This is a genomic window from Paenibacillus sp. J22P143 (assembly GCF_059692035.1).
Window position 1 is genome coordinate 49,167 of the sequence record NZ_JCAUAQ010000021.1, and the last position, 20,526, is coordinate 69,692.

General features: G+C 45.0%; 17 protein-coding genes. 1 reads left to right on the forward strand and 16 read right to left on the reverse strand.

All coding sequences use genetic code 11. The annotated features are described in order from the left end of the window. Positions 1-60: 60 nt before the first annotated feature. From AC58PQ_RS22575 to AC58PQ_RS22650, 16 genes are all read right to left on the reverse strand, one after another. Positions 61-834 (reverse strand): response regulator transcription factor, encoded by a 774-nt coding sequence (locus AC58PQ_RS22575; protein ID WP_497245545.1) that lies wholly within the window; start codon positions 832-834, stop codon positions 61-63. Further along, positions 821-2,623, reverse strand: a complete 1,803-nt coding sequence (locus AC58PQ_RS22580; protein ID WP_497245547.1) for a sensor histidine kinase — start codon at positions 2,621-2,623, stop codon at positions 821-823. Before AC58PQ_RS22580 ends, AC58PQ_RS22575 begins: the two co-directional genes overlap by 14 nt. A 78-nt stretch (positions 2,624-2,701) precedes the next feature. Further along, positions 2,702-3,577, reverse strand: coding sequence for a carbohydrate ABC transporter permease (locus AC58PQ_RS22585; RefSeq protein WP_497245549.1), 876 nt, complete (start codon positions 3,575-3,577; stop codon positions 2,702-2,704). A gap of 19 nt (positions 3,578-3,596) precedes the next feature. Then, positions 3,597-4,559 (reverse strand): ABC transporter permease, encoded by a 963-nt coding sequence (locus AC58PQ_RS22590; RefSeq protein ID WP_497245551.1) that lies wholly within the window; start codon positions 4,557-4,559, stop codon positions 3,597-3,599. A 175-nt stretch (positions 4,560-4,734) separates the two neighbouring features. Beyond that, complete coding sequence (locus tag AC58PQ_RS22595) at positions 4,735-6,267, reverse strand: type 2 periplasmic-binding domain-containing protein (RefSeq protein ID WP_497245553.1); 1,533 nt, start codon at positions 6,265-6,267, stop codon at positions 4,735-4,737. A gap of 330 nt (positions 6,268-6,597) precedes the next feature. Continuing rightward, on the reverse strand, positions 6,598-8,100 hold the full coding sequence (locus AC58PQ_RS22600) for a malate:quinone oxidoreductase (RefSeq protein ID WP_497245555.1): 1,503 nt from the start codon (positions 8,098-8,100) through the stop codon (positions 6,598-6,600). A gap of 273 nt (positions 8,101-8,373) precedes the next feature. Further along, complete coding sequence (locus AC58PQ_RS22605; protein WP_497245557.1) at positions 8,374-9,141, reverse strand: Rossmann-fold NAD(P)-binding domain-containing protein; 768 nt, start codon at positions 9,139-9,141, stop codon at positions 8,374-8,376. A 49-nt stretch (positions 9,142-9,190) separates the two neighbouring features. Next, positions 9,191-10,114, reverse strand: coding sequence for an FTR1 family iron permease (locus tag AC58PQ_RS22610; protein WP_497245559.1), 924 nt, complete (start codon positions 10,112-10,114; stop codon positions 9,191-9,193). Between the two features lie 91 nt (positions 10,115-10,205). Further along, complete coding sequence (locus AC58PQ_RS22615; protein WP_497245561.1) at positions 10,206-11,687, reverse strand: copper amine oxidase N-terminal domain-containing protein; 1,482 nt, start codon at positions 11,685-11,687, stop codon at positions 10,206-10,208. Positions 11,688-11,734: 47 nt separating this feature from the next. Further along, positions 11,735-12,769 carry a hypothetical protein gene (locus tag AC58PQ_RS22620; RefSeq protein WP_497245563.1) on the reverse strand — a complete coding sequence of 345 codons (1,035 nt, stop codon included), beginning with the start codon at positions 12,767-12,769 and terminating at the stop codon, positions 11,735-11,737. A 145-nt stretch (positions 12,770-12,914) separates the two neighbouring features. After that, on the reverse strand, positions 12,915-14,444 hold the full coding sequence (locus AC58PQ_RS22625) for a hypothetical protein (RefSeq protein ID WP_497245565.1): 1,530 nt from the start codon (positions 14,442-14,444) through the stop codon (positions 12,915-12,917). Then, a complete protein-coding gene (locus AC58PQ_RS22630; RefSeq protein ID WP_497245567.1) occupies positions 14,441-15,190 on the reverse strand; it encodes a glycosyltransferase family 2 protein in 750 nt (249 codons plus the stop codon). Before AC58PQ_RS22630 ends, AC58PQ_RS22625 begins: the two co-directional genes overlap by 4 nt. Continuing rightward, complete coding sequence (locus tag AC58PQ_RS22635; protein WP_497245569.1) at positions 15,183-16,643, reverse strand: alkaline phosphatase family protein; 1,461 nt, start codon at positions 16,641-16,643, stop codon at positions 15,183-15,185. Before AC58PQ_RS22635 ends, AC58PQ_RS22630 begins: the two co-directional genes overlap by 8 nt. Before the next feature lies 1 nt (position 16,644). Then, positions 16,645-17,613 carry a lysylphosphatidylglycerol synthase transmembrane domain-containing protein gene (locus AC58PQ_RS22640; protein ID WP_497245571.1) on the reverse strand — a complete coding sequence of 323 codons (969 nt, stop codon included), beginning with the start codon at positions 17,611-17,613 and terminating at the stop codon, positions 16,645-16,647. Between the two features lie 177 nt (positions 17,614-17,790). Beyond that, positions 17,791-18,570 carry a hypothetical protein gene (locus AC58PQ_RS22645; RefSeq protein ID WP_497245573.1) on the reverse strand — a complete coding sequence of 260 codons (780 nt, stop codon included), beginning with the start codon at positions 18,568-18,570 and terminating at the stop codon, positions 17,791-17,793. Positions 18,571-18,627: 57 nt separating this feature from the next. Then, positions 18,628-18,945, reverse strand: coding sequence for a sensor histidine kinase (locus AC58PQ_RS22650; protein ID WP_497245639.1), 318 nt, complete (start codon positions 18,943-18,945; stop codon positions 18,628-18,630). Between the two features lie 232 nt (positions 18,946-19,177). On the opposite strand from AC58PQ_RS22650, the gene AC58PQ_RS22655 reads away from it, so the two are divergent. Next, on the forward strand, positions 19,178-20,518 hold the full coding sequence (locus AC58PQ_RS22655; RefSeq protein ID WP_497245575.1) for an ArsB/NhaD family transporter: 1,341 nt from the start codon (positions 19,178-19,180) through the stop codon (positions 20,516-20,518). Positions 20,519-20,526 lie beyond the last annotated feature (8 nt).

Consider the following 20,526-nt stretch of genomic DNA (forward strand, 5'->3'; position numbering starts at 1 on the left):
GGGAGAACGGTTTTCAAGTTCAACCGTTCACCCGTACTACCTGTTTTCCCCGTTGTTCTTTTAACGCGCATTACGATAATCGCTCGGATTCATCCCAACTATTCGTTTGAAAATTTTATTGAAGTGGCGGTAATTTTCCAGCCCGACCATCTCAGCGATTTCGTTTGTCCGAAGATTTGAAGAAGTAATCAGTTGCTTGGCTTTATTGACCCGCAGCTCCATAATATATTGAGTAAACGTTCGGCCAGTTGTTTTTTTGAACATGGCGCTGAAATAAGGTGCGCTGTAGCCGGCTTGTGCGGCCATTGCTTCCATGCGATAAGACCTGCTAACATCAGCTTGCAGCTGCCGAATGACATCTTTCATGACATCGTTCGGGTGCCCAGGGACGGGATCACTGATCGACGTGCGCTCATCCATTTTGAGCGAAGCATAAACGCGCTCTTCCAGCTTAGGTATAAGCTTCTTTAACGTTTCGGCAAGCAACGTATCTTGTGCCAAGCAATCTTCCTTTAACAAATACGACGAAGCACCTAGTTCGATCGCCTTTTGCGCGAGGTGAAAGTCGCTATGGCAACTTAATATGACCATGAGTGGCATTTCCTGTTCCAGCTTGGTGAGCTCAACCATCATCTCGATTCCATCCATAACTGGCATCGTGATATCGGTGACCAGAAAATGGGGTTTGTGCTCTTTACACAACAGCAACCCCTTTTCCCCGTTAGTCGCCTCCCCCACAACATGGAACAGACCGTGTTCCTCGGTGATCATCTGCTTATACACTTCGCGAGCCGGCTTCTCGTCCTCGACAATCATCACTTTATATGGTGTCATATAATGAAGTATCCTCTCTTTCGAAGTCCAGTCTCACGCTAGGAATGAAGATAGACACAACCGTTCCGTTCTCACTGCTATGAATTTGAAATACCGCTTGCTCGCCATAGAGCAATCTAACCCGCTCCCAGACGTTTTTCACGCCGATGCTCTCACCCGGCAGACCTAGTACCAAATTAGTGTTGAGTGCTTTCAGCCGATCCGGATCAATTCCTATGCCGTTATCTTCGATTTGCAGCAGGACTTTTTCTTCCGAAACCTGTACAGCCCGAACGATTATTACCCCTTCATCGTCCTCCTTGGCCAAAATACCATGGAACAGTGAATTTTCGATCAAAGGCTGCAGAAGTAATTTTGGAATGAGCATTTCGTTTAGAAGCTCTTCTACCTCTAATTTCAGGATAATACGACGATCGTACCGCAGCTGAATCATGCTCACATAATCGGCTAAATATTTCAACTCCCGGGAAAGCGGAACGAGTTGTTCGTAATTTTCCATCGAATAGCGCAGGATCGAGATCAGACTGCGCATCATCGACTTGATTTTGTTATAATCCCGTAGCGTGGCGAATACGCTGATCGTGTTCAAGGTGTTGTACATCAAGTGCGGGTTGATTTGCGATTGCAGCACGCGGATTTCATTGCGTCGCTTCAATTCCTCCGACTTCTGTAATTCCTCCATAAGCAATTGCAGTCGGGAGGCCGTCTTGTTCAACATTACACCTAAATCGCCGATTTCGTTGTTTGGATACTTCGTGTCTTGCGTTGTAAAATCCCCCTTCTGGATAAGCTGCATATGATGTTTAAGCCGTTTCAGAGGGCTATACAGGCTGTATCCTATTGTCAATGAAACGATCAAACCGAGCAGCATCAGCACGAATAGCGCGATCAAGGCGGATTTTGTAATAAAATGCGTGCTCTCCGACAAATGCGTATCCGGAATTTCCGAGACGATAATCCATTCGTGAAAATCTTTCGATTGTTTCACGGATACAAGCGAGTGCCCTAATGTGAATTGATCGCTCCGTCCCCTTTGCTCCCAGCTGTCCAGAAGCTGCCCGATATGTTTGGTCAGTACAAATGAATCTTCACTGCTAGTCGAGGCGATTACTTTCCTGTCTGGGGAAAGGATATAGATCGCACCTTCCGGTCCCAAATCGATGTTCTGAATCGTTTGCTTCAACGCATTGTTCGACAGAGTGATTATTAAAACTCCTTTAAAGCCGTACCCATTGGAATACGGTACTTTACGCATGAAAAAGCTGTTGTTTTGCAAAAAGGAATCTTTGTCATTCTGGTCAACGACCAAAAAAAATGGCTTGCTCGATTGCTCAAATCGTTCAATCAGTTCAGCGTAACGCGATTGTTTCAGCGGAACAATCGGGTCGAGTGAAGTGACCACTTCGCCGGACTCGACTGAATAGAGTGCGATATCGTCGATGTCCCCGATTGCCGTTTTGCCCGTATCCAATACCCGCTGCAGCTCCTGATTTTGTATGACATAATTGAAAAAGTCCTTTTGCGAATCCATTAAATTAATAATACTTGGCGATATTCCGTATTGAGAGCTAACTTGCTGCATGCGGGACATCGTTGTATCGATACGCCCCATGATTTGGTTCACGACCTGCAAATTGAGTATCTTGACTTTGTCTATGACCGTTTGATTGGAGAGGGTTATAGTCAAATAAGCGAAAATAAGCAGGGGAACGACAGAAACGAGAAACAATATAAAGATAACTTTCACAAAAAAACTTCTTCGTAAAAAGCTTAAAAACGAAGCTCTCATCCTGCCATCGCCACCTTTTTAAGCCTCATTATACCTCAACATGGGGCCTTCTACCTTCTAAAAATATGATAAGACAACCTATTCTTTAATCGATCCCAGCATGGATCCCTGCACGAAATATTTTTGCAAAAACGGATAAATAACTACGATAGGGATCATAGATAAGATGATGGCTGCCATTTTGATGCTGTCGCCAAGCTGAGCGGCATTTTTTTCATCCAAGCTATATTCATTATTGATATTTGCTGTGCCAACAATAATCATTTGCCTTAACAGCACCTGAACCGTCCACATACTGCTCTTGCTCAAATAAATGACGGCTCCGAAGAACTCATTCCAGTGACCGACCATGAACATAAGACCGAATGTCGCCATAACCGGCATGGAAAGCGGCAGCACGACCGACCATAAGATCCGAACTTCCCCCGCTCCGTCCATTCGTGCCGCCTCATCCAAGCTTTCTGGAAGTCCCTGGAAAAATGTTTTCATGACCATTATCGTAAAAGCGTTCGTTGCACCCGGCAGTAACAACGCCCAGTAAGTATCCAACAGTCCTAGCGATTTTATCAGCAAATAATTAGGTATTAGTCCGGCCGAGAAGAGCATAGTAAAAAAAATGATTAACATCATCGCACGTCTTCCCGGCAAAAACTTTTTGGACAGTGCATAAGCGAGCGTTGCAGAGAATAGCAAATTGATGGCCGTTCCGACTACTGTGATATAAATCGTATTACCAATTGCACGTGGGAATCGACTCGTTGATAGTAAATATTTATATCCCTCTAAGGAAAATTCTTTCGGTATTAGAAAAAATTGTCCTCCAATCGATTCTCCGCCGCCACTTAACGAAACGGCCACGATGTATAAGAATGGAAGGAGCACGATCAAGCTGAATAACAGCATAAAATAAAAGTTGGTTACATCGAAAAAGGTGAATTTATCCTTTACTCGCACATTAGCACCTCGATCTGGCTTAGAACACGCCGTCTTCTCCCGCTTTTTTGGCAAAATAGTTACTGAGGACAACCATGATAAATCCGATTACCGAATTGAACAATCCTGCTGCAATTCCGTAGCTGAATTGGGACTGGGTTATGCCTACCCGGTACACATACAGTTCGAAAACGTCGGAGACTTCTTGATTAAGCTGGTTGCTCATCAGAAATACCTGCATGAAGTTCGATTCCATAATGCTGCCGATGCGCAGCACTAGTAATATGATTATAGTGCTCCTGATGCCAGGAAGGGTAACATGCCATATTCGCTGCCATCTTCCGGCACCGTCCATCTTGGCTGCTTCATAAAGGTCGGGATTCACGCCTGCAATCGCCGCAAGAAAGATGATCGTTCCCCAACCCGCTTCCTTCCAAATTCCCTGAAATACCGCGAGCGGCCGAAACCACTCATTGCTCGTCATGAATCCTAATTCTTGGCCTTCCCCTAAATAATGGTTAATGACACCGGACGGCCCGAAGAAAATGAGTGTAATCGCTACAACTACGACCCAGGAAAGAAAATGCGGCAAATAGACAAGTGTCTGCACGATTCTTCTCATCAACACGAAGCGCAGCTCGCTCAGCATAATCGCAAAAAAAATGACAAAAGGAAAGTAAAACGCTAAATTATAGAGGCTTAACATCAGCGTGTTCTTTAGTAGAAGAAAGAACGATTCATTAGTGAAAAATTCTTGAAAATGCTCGAAGCCTACCCACGGACTTTTCCAAAAACCCAAAAACGGGCTATAGTCTTGGAATGCGAGCAAGATGCCCCACATCGGAAAGTATTTAAACAAAATAAAATAGATCATTCCCGGAGCAGCCAGCAAATAAAACGGCATGTATTTTTTTGCATTTTTCTTAAATAAAGACTTTTCTGCTGCTCTAAAAGAATTCGCTTTCATTTGTAGCCCCGATTGTTCGCCCTGATATACACCCATCTTCTCCCCTCCTTCATTCCTGATATAGTCTTATCGTACAACGCTTTAATAGCCTTTCAAATGTCCTTCGTTACTAGAACTGTATCCTCTTTTATGATCTTCTCCATGCATCATGTAGAAGAAAGAGAATTGCCCCCTGCGTCCAGAGGACAGAGGACAATTCTCTTAGAACGCCTTACTTTTTCTGGGCGTTATACTGCTCCATATACTCCTTGGCAATCTGGATGCCGTATGCTTTCTCCCAATTTCCGATTTCGGCCTTTACCGAGTCGAGTGTGCCTTCTCCGATGATGTATTTCAATGCGGCAGTACTGAGCTTATTCATATTGTCTGGATTTTTGGCATTCGTATCCGATATCATACCATCGAATGGATTCACTATGCCGACTTTCTCATAACTGTCAGTGATGTTTTTCATGATTCCTCTGACCGGAGCAGAAGCGTCTGCTTTGACGTATATATAGGGATCATAACGATTTTCAAGCGACCAGAGGCTCGGCTGTTCTTCCTTGAACAGTTTTAGCTGCTCAGGTGACTGCTCCAACTTGCCGTCCTTATAACTTGTAGAGTGCGTACCGATTACCCCTGTTACGGCGAAGGGTTGATTTTCCTCACTAGCCGTGAAATCAAGATAATCGACAATTTTCTGAACCTTGTCTTTTGGCGTCGTACTCGGAATCGCCCATAATCCATAATAACCGCCAGCTTTCTGTATACCGCCTTTTCCATCTGGGCCCTTCAACAAAGGAATGAGTTCCAAGTTCGCGTTGGGATCGGCTTTACGAATTTGGGCCAAGCTGCCGTTCTGGCTGTCATTCAATTCCGATACATTCGTGGCTCTGGTTCCGACAACACCTGAAATATATTGAGCCTGGGCCTGAGAGGACTTTAATACAGGGGCGTTCTTGTCGAAAAGTCCATCCTTCCACGATTGCTTTACCCAATCCAAATATTTCAAATATTCCGGTGTTTGAATCGCATGCTTAGGAACGCCATTCTCGATTTTCCATCCGTTAGGCATACCTTCTGCGAACTGAACCGGTGCGAGCCAACCGAAAACCGTATACGCGTTTGTAGGATAGGTGACGATCGGCACGGTCTTCCCTCCACCAGCTGGATCCTTCTCCTTGAACGTTTTCATTACTTGGGTAAAATCGTTCAGGGTCTCCGGCGTTTTCAAACCGTACTTGTCCAGCCAGTCTTTACGTATCGCGATGATTCCCTGCGCACCATACATTCCACGTGGGCGAGGGATACCGTATACTTTATTGTCAACCTTCGTCTGGGTCCAAGTGACTTCAGGAATCAGGCTTAGATTCTTCTTGTCTTTCAGATAGGGGGTAAGGTCATGGAAAGCGCCCTGTTTCACGTAGTTGGCAAACACGCTGTCTTTTCCGTTGTCAAACAGAATAAGGTCGTAGGCTGACGAATTAGCCATTGCCAAGCTGATTTTATCTTTGTATACATCTTCGATCGCCAGTTCGATGTCAAGCTTGACATTGCCGCGTTTCTCGATATCTTCCTTCGCTTTGTTTAAATCCACTTTAGGCAGATCGCCTGGTTGTATGAGAAGCACCTTTAATTTAGTCGGCTCGCTTGAAACCGATGCGCCAGTTGAAGTTTTCTTATTCTCGGAACTGCTACATCCGGTCAATGCCCCCGTAATCATGATAACCGCAAGAGAAACAATCACTAAATTCTTTTTCATTCTGTAGTACCCCTTTCGATTTTTTTCTATATTTCGTTTGCAAAATCAATCGATTATATCGTATTTTTACGCTTGTTGTGAGAGCTTCACCCTTACCAAGTCATTTCCTTTACTAATAAAAGAGACTGCTGCAGCGATTAAAAATACGCTTACATTATTCGGCTGCGGGTTGATATTAGTAATCTTATCGAATTTTTGTTTGCGCTTACATGCTCTACTTTAAGCGAAATGTATCCTAATTTATGGGGATGTAGCAGCCGTTCCTGAAAGAAACACAAAAAAAGGAGCTCTGCCGCGAAGCAGACTCCCCTTTCATTACACTCACTTATGTTACGTTTGGCGTGCAACCTGTAGCGGCTTGCTTAGACCAAGTGTCCGCGTTGTTGACGTATGAATTTCGCGGATCATCTCTGGGTTTTTCATGAGCGAAACGCCATACGACGGAATCATTTCTTTTATTTTCGGTTCCCACTCTTTGATATGTTGCGGGAAGCATTTCTTTACTAACTCAAGCATGACGGATACCGCGGTAGAAGCGCCTGGTGAAGCACCGAGCAATGCAGCTATCGAGCCATCAGCGGAACTAATAACTTCCGTACCAAATTGAAGCGTTCCTTTGCCAGCGTCCGTATCTTTGATAACTTGCACACGTTGGCCTGCTACGACTAAATCCCAATCCGCGGTTTTGGCGCTCGGGATAAATTCTCGTAACTCATCCATGCGCTTTTCTTTCGATAACATAACTTGCTCGATCAGGTATTTGGTCAGTGACATGTTTTTGGCACCTGCCGACAACATCGTTACCAAATTATTCGGTTTAACGGAGGTTACCAAATCAAACATGGAACCGGTTTTCAAAAACTTTGGTGAGAATCCAGCAAACGGTCCAAATAGCAATGATTTTTTATTATCGATAAATCTGGTGTCTAGATGCGGAACAGACATTGGCGGAGCTCCAAGCTTCGCTTTGCCGTATACTTTGGCATGATGCTGCGCTACAACCTCCGGATTATTACATACCATAAAGATTCCGCTCACCGGGAATCCGCCAATATTTTTCCCTTCCGGAATACCGGATTTTTGAAGTAAATGCAAGCTCCCGCCACCGCCTCCGATGAAGACAAATTTGGCCGTATGGCGTTGGACGATACCGTTGTCGTTACGTACCTTCAATTCCCACGAGCCATCGCTTGTACGTCTCAAATTGTCAACGCTATGCTTGTATTGAATATCGACGTTTTTACTCTTCAAGTGGTCAAACAAGATGCGCGTTAAAGCACCAAAGTTAACATCCGTGCCGGAGTCGATCTTTGTTGCCGCTATGAGTTCATTCGATGGACGATCTTGTATAATTAGCGGAATCCATTCCATCAGCTTGTTAGGGTCATCGGAAAATTCCATCCCTTGAAACAGCGAATTATTGGACATCGCTTCATAGCGTTTCTTCAAAAATGTTACATTTTGTTTCCCTTGTACCATACTCATATGAGGCAATGGCATGATAAAGTCTTGCGGATTACGTATTAGCTTGCTATTTACAAGATAAGACCAAAACTGCATGGAATGCTGAAACTGTTCATTAATTTGAATAGCTTTGCTAATATCTATGGAACCGTCTGGTTTTTCGACCGTGTAGTTAAGCTCGCACAGTGCCGCGTGTCCTGTTCCTGCATTATTCCATTCGTTAGAGCTTTCTTCTCCTGCACTTTCGAGCTTCTCAAACACTTTGATTTCCCATTCCGGTACTAATTCTTTCAGAAGCGTCCCTAAAGTCGCACTCATGATCCCGGCACCAATTAAGATGACGTCTGTTTTAGTTTCTCCGTTGCTCATTATTACCATCCTTATACCCTAAAATTTGCAGAAAGGATGTAGGCGCTCCTGCTTAACGCTACAGCAAGCCATGGCGCGACCTAGTCTCACACCTTTCCTATTCTGGATCCATATATGCTTATCGATTAAAATATTTATTTACTATTATATGATAGTTATAAGGTCTAGGACAAGAAGTGCAGCAAAGAAGTCTTATCGGATTTATGAATAATTACTAATAAAGACCTGCAGCACTCAGCTGTAGGTCCATAAATTGTTATTTTTAGACAAATTTCACTCCGTCAAATGGGTAAGTCGGTTATTTTTCTGCTGAACCGATCTCATTAAGTCGACATTCACGTCCTTATCCTCTGCCATGCTGATGAGTGCGTGAACATCCTTGGGCAGACATTTGCCCCCATAGCCGCGGTTATCCTCATAGACAAACGTATGACTTCGCCCAATTCGAGGGTCCTCCAGCCAAACTTCGCGCAGCTCATTATAATCAATGCCGTGAGCGCCAGCAATATCATAGAATTCATTGCAAAACGACACTTTCATAGCAAGGAAACAATTCTCCATGTACTTCGCCATTTCGGCTGTACGGGCATCTGTCAGCCTAATCCTCACTTCAGCGTTATACACTTGTTGATACGCACGTATGACAAGGCTAGCATCTGCAGAAGCACCGCCTAAAGTGAGCCATGTCCGATGACGCAGATCCGCAAAGTGATGATCCACAGTTTCCCCGTAATATTCGGGTTGGAACACGATCCTCTTCCCTGTTCGTTCCTTCATAGCATCAGTGAAGCCAACGGGAATCGTCGAACGAATGACAAGCACTTTCGCCGTCAGCCAACCAATAACTTCTTCCACAATGGAGGTATCGCATTTCCCACTAGGCAGCGATGGAGTCGGAACACAGACGAATACCATATCACATGCATTCACCTCATCTTGACTGCCCATCTGAAGAGGTGCATCATATACAGCAGCCTTTGGGAATAAAGCATGAATTGCTTTGCCCACATGGCCATATCCAACAATGCCAATCTTCATCATTATCCTGCTCCTCATGTTGAAAATCCATTCATAACCAATTCTACATATGTTAAGCTGCCACTTTCTCTTCTTGGATCTGTTCCTGTGCCTGACGCTTCTTCTGAACAGCCAGAAGGATGAATACTACGAAGTAATATCCCCAGTAACCAACGAATTCTTCCAATGAAGGATTCTGCGTATACCCCAGGAAGGCTTTGAAGAAAATACCTACTTGGCCGTTAATCAGCGGCTCTTTCCCATAATCACGGAGATATTGTACACCATCAATGGGATGCTCCGGCATCAAAGCTGTAATATTGTAGATCTCACCAATCTGGTGACCTGCTGTGCGATATAAACTGCCCATAATCCCTAAATCCTGCATAATGCCAATGGCCTGAACAAACAGTCCCGCGGATATCATCATCAGAAACACAGCGGTTATGCGGAAAAACGTACCCAGACGAATTTTCTTCGTACCTTTAAAAAAGAGAAGTCCTACCACTACCGCTAAAATAAGCCCGAATAGCGCGCCCCAGCTTTCGAGTGCCTTCTGAATGTTGCCGCCTGTAATGGCTGCGAAGAAGAATACCGTCTCTACCCCTTCACGCACGACAACGAGGAAGGAATGAACAACCATATTAATGGCGCCGCCAATGGTCAAAATATGAGCAACCTTGCTCTGAACCTTGCCTTGCAGCTCACTGCTTTGCTTGCCCATGAACATAATCATATGTGTTAGTAGACCGGAAGAAACGAGCATAATCCCGATTTTCAAATAATTCTGACTACCCATACTAGCAAATCCGGTTAGCAGCACCTGGAAAGCAAGCGCTAAGCCGTAGCTAACGATTAAAGCAAAAAACACGCCAACCCATACCCATTTATGCCAGTGGATCGCATCGATCCGAGTTAAATAGGTAAGAATAACACCAACAATGAGAATGGCTTCCAGCGCTTCGCGAAACGTAATGAGAAATGCCTGTAAATCCATGATCTGCCCCCTATTCTCTACCTTACATATCTGAACATTGAAAGACACTTGCGCTTATGCAGCACAAGTGTCTCCCATATAAACGAAATGATTAACGAAGGATAATGATGTCACCGTTTTGGTAGAATACGCCATAACTGAACAACTCAGCTACTGCACGCAATGGAATGAAGGAGCTGCCGTTTTGAAGAACAACCGGCTGATCCAATTTGACCTTCTCATTCACTTTTCCATTTTCCACAACTTGATCGGAACCTGCCACGATTTCTGTTTTCTTGCCTGCTTTCGTAATAACAATAGTTTTCGTAGCTTCAACCCATTCAACTTCAGCTTGAATCGCTTGAGCAATAACACGAACCGGTACTAACGTACGACCGCTTTCTTGATTGATGAACGGAGCATTCTCAGCTGCGTAAACAGCGCCATTTACTGTATAACCTTTGTCGCCAACTTTTAAGCTGGAACCATCTTTGTCAACGAGGAATTTTACGATTTCAAAAATAGAAGCTTTCGTAGCAGCAACATCGGACTTATCAACAGCTTCAGTTAATTTCGTAGCTGCAACACTTGCAGCCGCATACTTCTCTTTACCTAAGAAAACTTCTTGGCTAGCAAGGAACATCGTACCTTCAGCCACATATCCACGAGCGCCTTGCAGATCGTTAGCTTCTTGTTTAACAATAACTTGGTTAAGGTATTCGGATACTTTACCGATCATTGTGCGTTGAAGGGCATCGCCGACTTCAACTTGTTTGATTTTGCTAGCATCGCCTGAAGCGAATGCATTTTTGACGAAGTCAGCGTCAGCTGGGCTTCCACCTTTAAGGTATGTGTAAACAGGCATGAAGAGGAAGTAGCCTTCTGTGATCGCTTTTGATTGGTCAGCTAGTGCTGCCAAACCAACATTTCCTGCGTATGTATACGCTGCGAGCGCATAGTTTTTGATCAAAGTTTTGTCAAGGATTTGACGGTGGAAGTTGAAGTCATTCAAGTTGTTATCTTTGATATCTTTTTGGATTAGCTCAATCGTTGTTTTCAAAAGTGCAACCATGTTCAAGCTAAACTTCGTATCACGTTTTACAACGTTAGGTTGAAGTGCGCCTTCATAGATTTGAACCACTTTATCGAATGCTGCTGTTGCTCCAGCAACGTCACCTTTCGTCAAAGCAGGACGTACTTGATTGCTCATCAGATCACGCAGCGCGAAGAAGAAATACCATTGCAAGCCCTTGTCGATTGCTTCTTTCGCTGGTCCAACTGGCAAGTCACCTTTAATGGCAGCATCCAAAGTAAGCAAGATAGTAGCATCCATTTTAGGATCATCGGCTTTGATGTTCGCATCTAGGCGTTTTACATCGGATTGGAATTTATCTACGTATAATTTCTTAACATTTGCAAGATCGGTTTTGTCTGTGAAAAGCGCCTTAATATCTGTGAATGATTGCAATTTAGCTGAGATTGATTGATCCTCAGTGATTTGAAATTTGCTTTCTGCAAAAGCAACGGATGATACAGTAACAACACTAGATAAAGCGATTGATGCACTTAGTACTACAGTTAAAAATTTACGCATGATAAGTTTCTCCTCTATTCTTCTCAATTTATTGGTTGACCTTACGGTTAAATCCACTTTCGTTTGCGTGCAAACCATACGGCCCCGCCAAGTAAAACGATAACCCCACCGATGACAGCAACGCTGACCCATGGATTCGTTTTATCTGTGCGCTGCATCGCTGCATGTCCAGATGCTTCTTTCACTGGCTCAGGCTTCGCAGTTGCACTTGCTGCCTCTGTTGCTTTAGCAGGCGCTTCTACTGTTGCTGTAGGCTTAGCGGCTTCAGCAGTCGGTGTCGGTGATGGACTTGCCGATGCGGATGCAGACGGCTCAGGTGCCTTCGTCTCCACAGCTGCAGCTGTATCAGGCGCCTTCGTTTCTGCCGGCTTGGTATCTTTCGATACAGCAGGTTGTTCTTGCTTAGGGCTAACCTCTGCCTTCACAACTGGTTCTGTCTTTGGCGTCTCTTCCGGTTTAGCAACCGGCGTCGGCGCACTTGTAGCCGCTGGTGCAGTGAAAGCTTTATAAGGAAATAGCGGCTTTACCTTACCATAGATAAAATCGACCTTCTCCTTAAACACAGTTGGCTGCACTGGCTTCTTCCCAACTCCGAACAACCCTGGATTACCCAGTGCGTCGAGAGCAGCATCAAATGCCTTGTCGATCTCCGCTTTACCTGTCCCCATGTAGGGCTCTAGGGTATCGTAGGTCGCCTTGGCTTTAGCCAATAGAAGCTTTGCCCCCGCATAATCATCGATTCCCTGCCCAGCATACGTGAATCGACGATCCAAGTTCATGACGAGGATAGCTTTGAAATTAGCAATGACTAATTTATTGTCTTTAGCCTGGAAATTAGCATCTAACGTGGTGCCTACTTCTTCACCAAAATGCGATACGATTTCTGCTCTTCTCTCTGTATAGGCAGCTTCAGCTGATCCCCAATCATTCGCCCCATCCCCAATACTGGCTTGCACCAGTTTAAAGGTTTCAGCGACATCTTCGGTATTCGCATCACCGTAAGAATAGGCCAGCGCGGAAGTCGGCAGGATTAATAATGCCGCGAGAACAATCGTCAATCCGGCTAGTAGCCATCGTTTCATATCTTCACCCCTGCTATGAATTTGATTCTCAATGTCATTGATAATGATAATCATTGTCCGATGAACTGTCAACCATTATTTAACAAGGTAATCTTAGCTATATTACAATTTGTTCACATTTTCTACATATTGATTGCAAGGATAACTACCGAATCCACTCATATACAATGACGTGTCCATACGCGGGGTCAAACAGTGGATCCGATGTAAACTCAGCAACCTTCTTCAGATGCTCCTCCACCAATTTGCCTTGCGAAGCAAAGCCTTGGACGACGTGATCCGTCAGGAAGACTCGGCGTTCCGAATTAGCACTCGCCAATGCTTGAAAGTACCCATACGTATAAATGCGTTCATGTTCATAATCAGCCTGCAAGTACTGAAGTACTCTCGTTTCTTCCCATGTAAACAGGATGAGGGGCTCCTGCAAGCTGCTTAGATAGTCATGCAACTGATAGACTGCCGGTTCGTCTACCGCTTGCCTTTTCAAGAGCTGAGAGCCATAGACAACTTGTACAGCTATGAAGCCTATGAGGAGAAGATACATGAGATTCGGCGCTATTTTTAGCAACCGTGTCTTAGGATCCGATGCCTTCACAGCTTCTGCGATTCGTATCATATAAACAAATAAGAAAATCAAGATTGGCGCAACGACAGGAACGATATGACGTGGTTTTTCAATATTTTGACCCATTAACGCCCATACGGTATAAAAGGCAGCACAACCTGCCAGCCAGATTAGATAGTGCTTGTTCTTTTTATTAAGCTCCATAGGAACTGCGGCAAATCTCCGAACCACCAAAGTAAGTACATACATAACGGCAAAACACACACCAATGATAATAGAACCGCCAAAAAGGGCTGAACCTAGTAAATTATGCCCGATGAGCTGGATGATTCGTTCTCCTATCGGCATTGGCATTGAGATCACACCACCTCCCCATTCAGAGAAATGGCCTTCTACGAATGCTAAGGATAGCTTCCAAAAGCCAGCTACGTTGCCTTCGGAAAGCACCAAGCCAGCTACCCAAATCAACTGAAACAGCCCCGCAGCCAGAGCTGAGCCTCCTATTCGAAGCCACCTCCTCCAACCTATCGCCCCCTGCTTCCATAAGGAATACCAAAGCGGAACTAAGGCTAAACCGAAGGGAAAGAAAGACAGGCGTGTGCCCATTAAAAAGCTGAACATAAGCAGCGCTAATCCATGGCGAAGCGCTGAACTCGGGCGATCCATCGCAAAGCGGATACTCCAAAGAAACCACCACAGCAAGGCCATGCCTGCGCATTCCGACATCGGACGCGAGGACATCAGCCAAATGTAGGGGCTGCTTAATACGAGTGCGGGCAGTAAAAGACTTTTGATCCCGCTGCCCGTCAGTCGATGTGCTAATAAATACATAGGAATCGCGGAGCTTATAGCCGCTAGGGTGTTGAAAACGGATAAAGCCATTACAGCATTATTCATCCATTGGTTAATAAACCAACCACCCAGAATAAAGTAGGGATATCCAGGAAAATGAGGCTGCATGGCGAGTAAATCATACCGATGCAGAGCCAGCGTAAAGTCTACCTCGTCCCACGTGCGCACATAGGGGCTCGCGTATAGCAGACTAAGGCAGGTCACACCGGCAATAACCGCAGCTGCGAACAGAGCCAATAACACCGCATTACGTGTCATATGCTCGCTTCATCTCGATGCATCTGGAGAGTGACTTGGCGCTTTTTGGAGACGGGACGTCTCATTTCTTTATAAATCGCCGGAAGCACGGAAGACACATACTGTCTGAACTTGATGAAGGATTGGCCTTTGGTCCGAACTTGGTACGAGATCGGAATCTCCTCTAACCGGTAGCCCTGGCGAACCAGATTAATCGTGAGCACCTGGGCATAGTTGTAGTCATGAATAATGACGGCATTCTCCATCGCATCGCGCGAGAATCCGCGCATCCCCGACTGGCCGTCGTAAATCCATCTGCGCAGCAAGATCGCCTGCAGCAGCGTAAAGGTATAGTTGCCTAAGCGGCGATGCAGCTTCATCCCTTGAATTTGGCCTTTGAAGCGTGAGCCAAAGGTATAGTCGGCGCGCCCGAGTATGATGGGCGCAAGGACGTCCGGGATTTGCTCCGGCGGATACTCATTATCCGCATCGATCATGATGCCAATGTCGCCGCCGAGCAGGCAGCATTGCTTCAGCCCTTCGCGAACGGCTGCGCCGAGCCCGCGATTGTGCGGGAACGACACAATGTGGTCGGCCCCCGCTTCGCGCGCGACTTGGACGGTGCGGTCCTTGGACCCATCGTCGATCACGAGCACCTCCACCTCATACTGTGGGTGGAAGTCTCTCGGAACGCGGGCAATGACTCCGCTGATATTGTCTTCTTCATTATGTGCAGGCATGAAAACGATGATTTTTTTCTTAGTCATGATGCTTGATAGCCTCCGTTAGAACAGGTCCACGACTATGGCTTGGGAAGGGTGCTCCTAGCAAGTAAGCCAGCGTCGGCGCCATGGATACGAGTGAATGCTTCTCATCAATGCGGCGACCCGCTTCGATGGTGGGACCATGCAGGAAGAATGGCACGTAACGCTCACCTTCGTCGAGATGCCCATGTCCGCCAATGCCGTCTGCCTGACCGTGATCCGCACAGATGATTAGTGTTGTATTCGCCATCATACCGCGCTCTTCGAGCCAGCCGACGAACTCTTCAATTAATTGATCCGCTTCGGCAATTTTCTGCGTGTAATCATCATAGAGAACACCTCGGCTGTGACCTGTTTGGTCAACCCCGATTAATTGGGCAACGAGTAAGTCTGGATTTTGCTCCGCCATAATCTTCTTGGCCCGTTCAATAATGTTACGATCCGCAACATCGTTGTGCATGACAGCAGTCACACTCTCTACGTCGTCTCCCATGGAGTCGATTAAGTGTGCGATCCCCAGCAAACGGCCTTTTTTCCCCACTTTACGCAGCGAATCGAAAATACTCTCAACCCGAATGCCCAGCCTCCACACCATATTGGAGCGAATGCCGTGCTCGCGTGGATATGTACCTGTGAACATCGAGGAGAAACACACAACCGTACGCGCCGGATATACCGTCTCCATTTGGGCATATTCGGTACCTTCTGCTCGCAGTTTCTTCATAAAGGGTGCGTCTGCTTCCTCAAAACGTTCTTTGCGCATGCCGTCTACAACGATAACGATGACCTTTTGATTCAAAGCTTCTCCGCCAGCTTGTACAGCGCTTGAATCTCGTGTGTAGGTAGGAATTTCAGCAGGTTTCCAGTCGAATAAGTAGCGGTGAAGAATGAATGCGTAAATCAACAAGCCGCCTGCAAAAAGCAGCCCTGTTCCCACATCAGCAGAAACACCAGCCTCAAACTGCCGGTAATAATGGCTCCATACGAACAGCAACAGCAAAAACTTAGGCATCTGCTCCTGCGCATTGCCGCTCGTCGAGTCACTATTTTTCAGGACAAGCTTCCAGAAGCGTGTGAAATTCCACCATGTCGTACCAATGCGCAAATGGTAGTAAAACGTGCCCCAGAAATAAATCGTAAAGAAGTAAAACAACCCTAATGCTAGCAAATACAGCGAGAAACCATTTCGTTCCCAAATGAGAAGTGCAGCAATCAGCGGCATCCATAAATAATTGCGTAAAAAGAGTGGGAAATCGAAGCAATAATACAGCACAAATATAGGAAGCGTTACGAGCAGCCCTAAACCAGCCGCACTCCAAAAACTAGGATCGGACCATACGCCGATATGGTAAAGTAGGAAAACCCCAACAACGAAGATCGGTGTAAACGGTTTTCCCTCATTTAACAAGTTCCAGCAGCGAGCTGCAACGATTTCAAAGGATGAAGCTTTTTTCATTTTAATCTTCCTTCCGTTCTTTGCTATGTGATGGTGACTTGGTCTGCCCGGTAACTCGGCTAATCCAAGCTTTCATTTCTCGCCAATGTAAAGGCATCCGCAGCAGCGAATAGCCGCCTAACGAATAGGCAAAAAGAAATTTAAACGTATGCGACAAAAGCGCCGCTCTATACGCATCTTTCCCATCTACACCTAGTAAGGCCAGCGAGCCGCTCATCGTACTTTCGTAGGTACCAATGCCCCCAGGTGTAATATGAAAAATTTGCCCTGCAATCGTCATGCTATTAGCCCATACGAGTGAAATACTGCCCAGCTGCAAACCGATCATTTGGACCACAGCGAAGATAATCCCCGCTTCCAGCACCCAGCTTAGCGTGATTAAGCCCAGAATGACGAGCCCTTTGATCGAAAGCATTTTCATCTGAAAATAAGCCGAGTGTTTGACGATAAATGGGATTCTTCTTATTAAAGGCAAGTAATGAGCAGTTGCAAGAATCACTGTGCCAGAAGTCAGCAGAGTCACCCACATCCATGAAGAAGGCAAACCCATCCGGATGATGCCTATGCCCCCAATGGCCGCAAGCACAAGCATATCCAGCAGGCGCATAACCGCTACGGAATGGAGTGCATCCTCCCATGACTTCCCGCCATTTTTCATTAATAAGCCAGTTCGAACACCATCGCCCACCTTGATTGGAAGCACATGGTTCACGAGCAAACTGTAGCTAATGGCGTGAAAATAGACCGCGAATTTAACCTCTTGTCCCGCATATATGCGCCAAGCTGCCGCTTTGAGGAGAAAGGAAGCTAGGTAGATGATGACCATGAAAACCAGCCACTTCGGTTGATGGAAAAGCAGCTCTACATCGCTGAGCCATTCTTTTGAATCAAACCATTGCCATGTTAAAACAATGGAACAAACGACCAGAACGATCGCGATCAAACGAACAACTTGTTTCTTCTTTAACATATCTGTTCTACCCTCTTTGGGTTTAATTCTAGCATAATTTGAGAATGAGAATCATGGTCAGTATAGGTGGTTTAGACCGTTACGTCAATGAAATAATGCAAAAAATAGGCCAACCAGTAGTATGGCTGACCTCATTATCACGGAATAGCCGCCGTCTCCGGCAGGCTTCATCCCATCTTATTTCTTCTCTTGTTTTTTAGACATCGTCTGTGTATGATCGACGAAATCTTCAACTTCCTTAAGTACAGCTAGCTTCTTCTGATCTGCTTGTTCCTGTGTAATGTCGCCTTTTGTTTTTACATCAGCGATTTTATTGTTTACATCGGACAACAATGCATCAATTAGTTGCTGACGGGATACGCTGTGATCCTTTGCAATGTCTGTGAATGATTTGCCTGCTTGGACTTGCTCAGCGAAAGTCGCTTTGTCAATGTCGAGCAAATTCAAAGCCGCTGCTAGATTCCAGTCGTTACCCTGCTGCTTATCACTCTCCTTGTTGAGAGGTATTGTGAAAATGCGCTCTGCCTCCATAGCAGCCTTCTTTTTCACATTCTCCTTCTGCTCAGCTGTAAGCTCCTTAGGGCCCAGATTAGCCTGAATCATATCACTAATTTCATTTGTTAGCGCATCAATCAGTGGTTGAAGTTCTTTGCCTTTTTCTTTGGCGATGTCTGCGAGCGACTTGCCGTCTTTCTGTGCTTGTTCGAAGGCTGCTTGATCTAGACCGAGCTTTGATGAACCGATTGTTTGCAAATCCAAGTTAATCCCTTTGTTTTTGTCTGGATTTGGCCTCTCTCCTTGTTTACCAGCTGGCTTTGTCTTTTGATCAACTGCATAGCTTTCCTTCTTCTTGTCCTCCAGCGACTTGCCGTTTAGATTGTCCGCCGCAAATGCGGTTACCGGCACAGCAATCGCGATTAGCAGCGCTGCGCCTGCAAGTTTCCAATTTTTCTTCATCGGTTAATTCCTTCCTTCTATGAGTTTGCCTTCCTTTTATTCCGGAGGCTACAAGGTTTAAGATACGGGAACATTCTGAAAAGAATCTGAAACATTCGGAAGAGTTACACGAAAAGTTGTACCGATCTGCGGCTCACTCCACACTTCAATCTTTGCGCGGTGCGCATCAACAATTTGTTTGGCGATCGCAAGCCCGAGGCCATTGCCCTCCGACCGCCGAGTCCGTGCTTTATCCATCCGGTAAAAGCGTTCTAATATCCGCGGCAGATGCTCCTCTTCGATGCCAATACCTGTATCGCTAACCGTGAAGGATATCTTCTGCAGACTCACTTCCAACGAGATGGTAACTTTGCCGCCTTCCCGGTTGTACTGAATCGCGTCATTTTAACCCTATCATTAGTGGAAAAGTGAAGAAATAGTATAAACAACTAGTCCCCCCTACGTAATTTGTACATATTATGCTAATGAAACTATAAGACAACTATCATGGAAGGAGAAACAACTAGAAAATCGTAACTCAACAAGTGGTTCGTACAGTGAACTAGAGAGATAGCAGACATGATAATTAAGATCTTAGTTTACTTTATCGAAAAGAGGTTGAATTAAGATGCTGCAAGAATTTATGATTCCTATCACCATTTTGTCGTTTCTATGCACCATTACTTTCATTATCTTTCGACCTAATGTAAATGAAGCTATTCCAGCAACGGTGGGTGCCGTACTTGTCCTTCTTAGCGGCAGTGTTACAATATCTGATTTAGGTAAAATAACCGAAACCATTGGTGGAGCAGCCGTAACCATTATGGCAACGATTGTTATGGCAATTGTTTTAGAAAGTTTTGGTTTTTTTAATTGGGCTGCTGAGAAACTTCTAGAACGAGCAAGAGGATCAGGCATACGCCTTTTCTGGTACACAAACTTATTTTGTTTTCTGATGACCCTTTTTGTAAACAACGACGGCAGTATATTAATTACAACGCCGATCTTACTTATGCTGCTTCATCAACTAGGCCTTAAAAACCACCAAAAAATTCCTTACCTACTCTCCGGCGCATTAATTGCAACTGCTTCTAGCGCACCTATTGGCGTTAGCAATATTGTAAATTTAATTGCCTTGAAAATTGTTCATATGGACCTCTATATGCACACAGCGATGATGTTTGTCCCTGCTTCACTTGGTCTGATCCTCCTTACATTCCTTCTATATATCAGTTTTTATCGCGTAATACCACGAAAACTACCAGGAATTAAATTGATACCCTTAAATCAAACGCATCCGCTGAAAGAAATTGCATCACCGATTCCGAGAGAGAATCAAAATAAGTTCATGCGGAATATCTTGATTTTTGTATTCAGCGTACGTATAAGCCTATTTGTTGCCTCTTTCATTCATTTTCCAGTTCCATTAATGGCTGTTATTGGTTCTGCACTCCTGCTGGGATGGCGTTGGTATTATTTGAAAATTGCACCTACAGACATGATTAGAAAGACGCCTTGGTATATACTCGTGTTCGCCTTCAGTATGTATGTGATTATATATGGTTTGAATAATATCGGATTAACTCAGATGCTCATCCATCTTATGCAACCTCTCGTTTCTGGTAGTTTAGTGCATGCAAGTGTAATGATGGGAATTCTGCTTACTATTTTATCGAATTTATTCAACAATCATCCTGCATTGATGGTAGGAACATTAACCTTGACGAACATGGGTCTTGATCCCCTTACCTTAAAAATTTCTTATCTGGCTAGTGTAATTGGCAGTGATATCGGTTCCCTCATCTTACCAATAGGAACACTTGCAACCATCATGTGGATGCACATTATCAAAAAAGGAAAAGTGAAACTTAGCTGGGGCCAATACTTGAAGGTAACTGTTACCGTCATCCCAATCACTGTTATTTTCACTTTAGTGATTCTAGCATTTTGGGTATCTTGGATTTTTTAATTCGACTG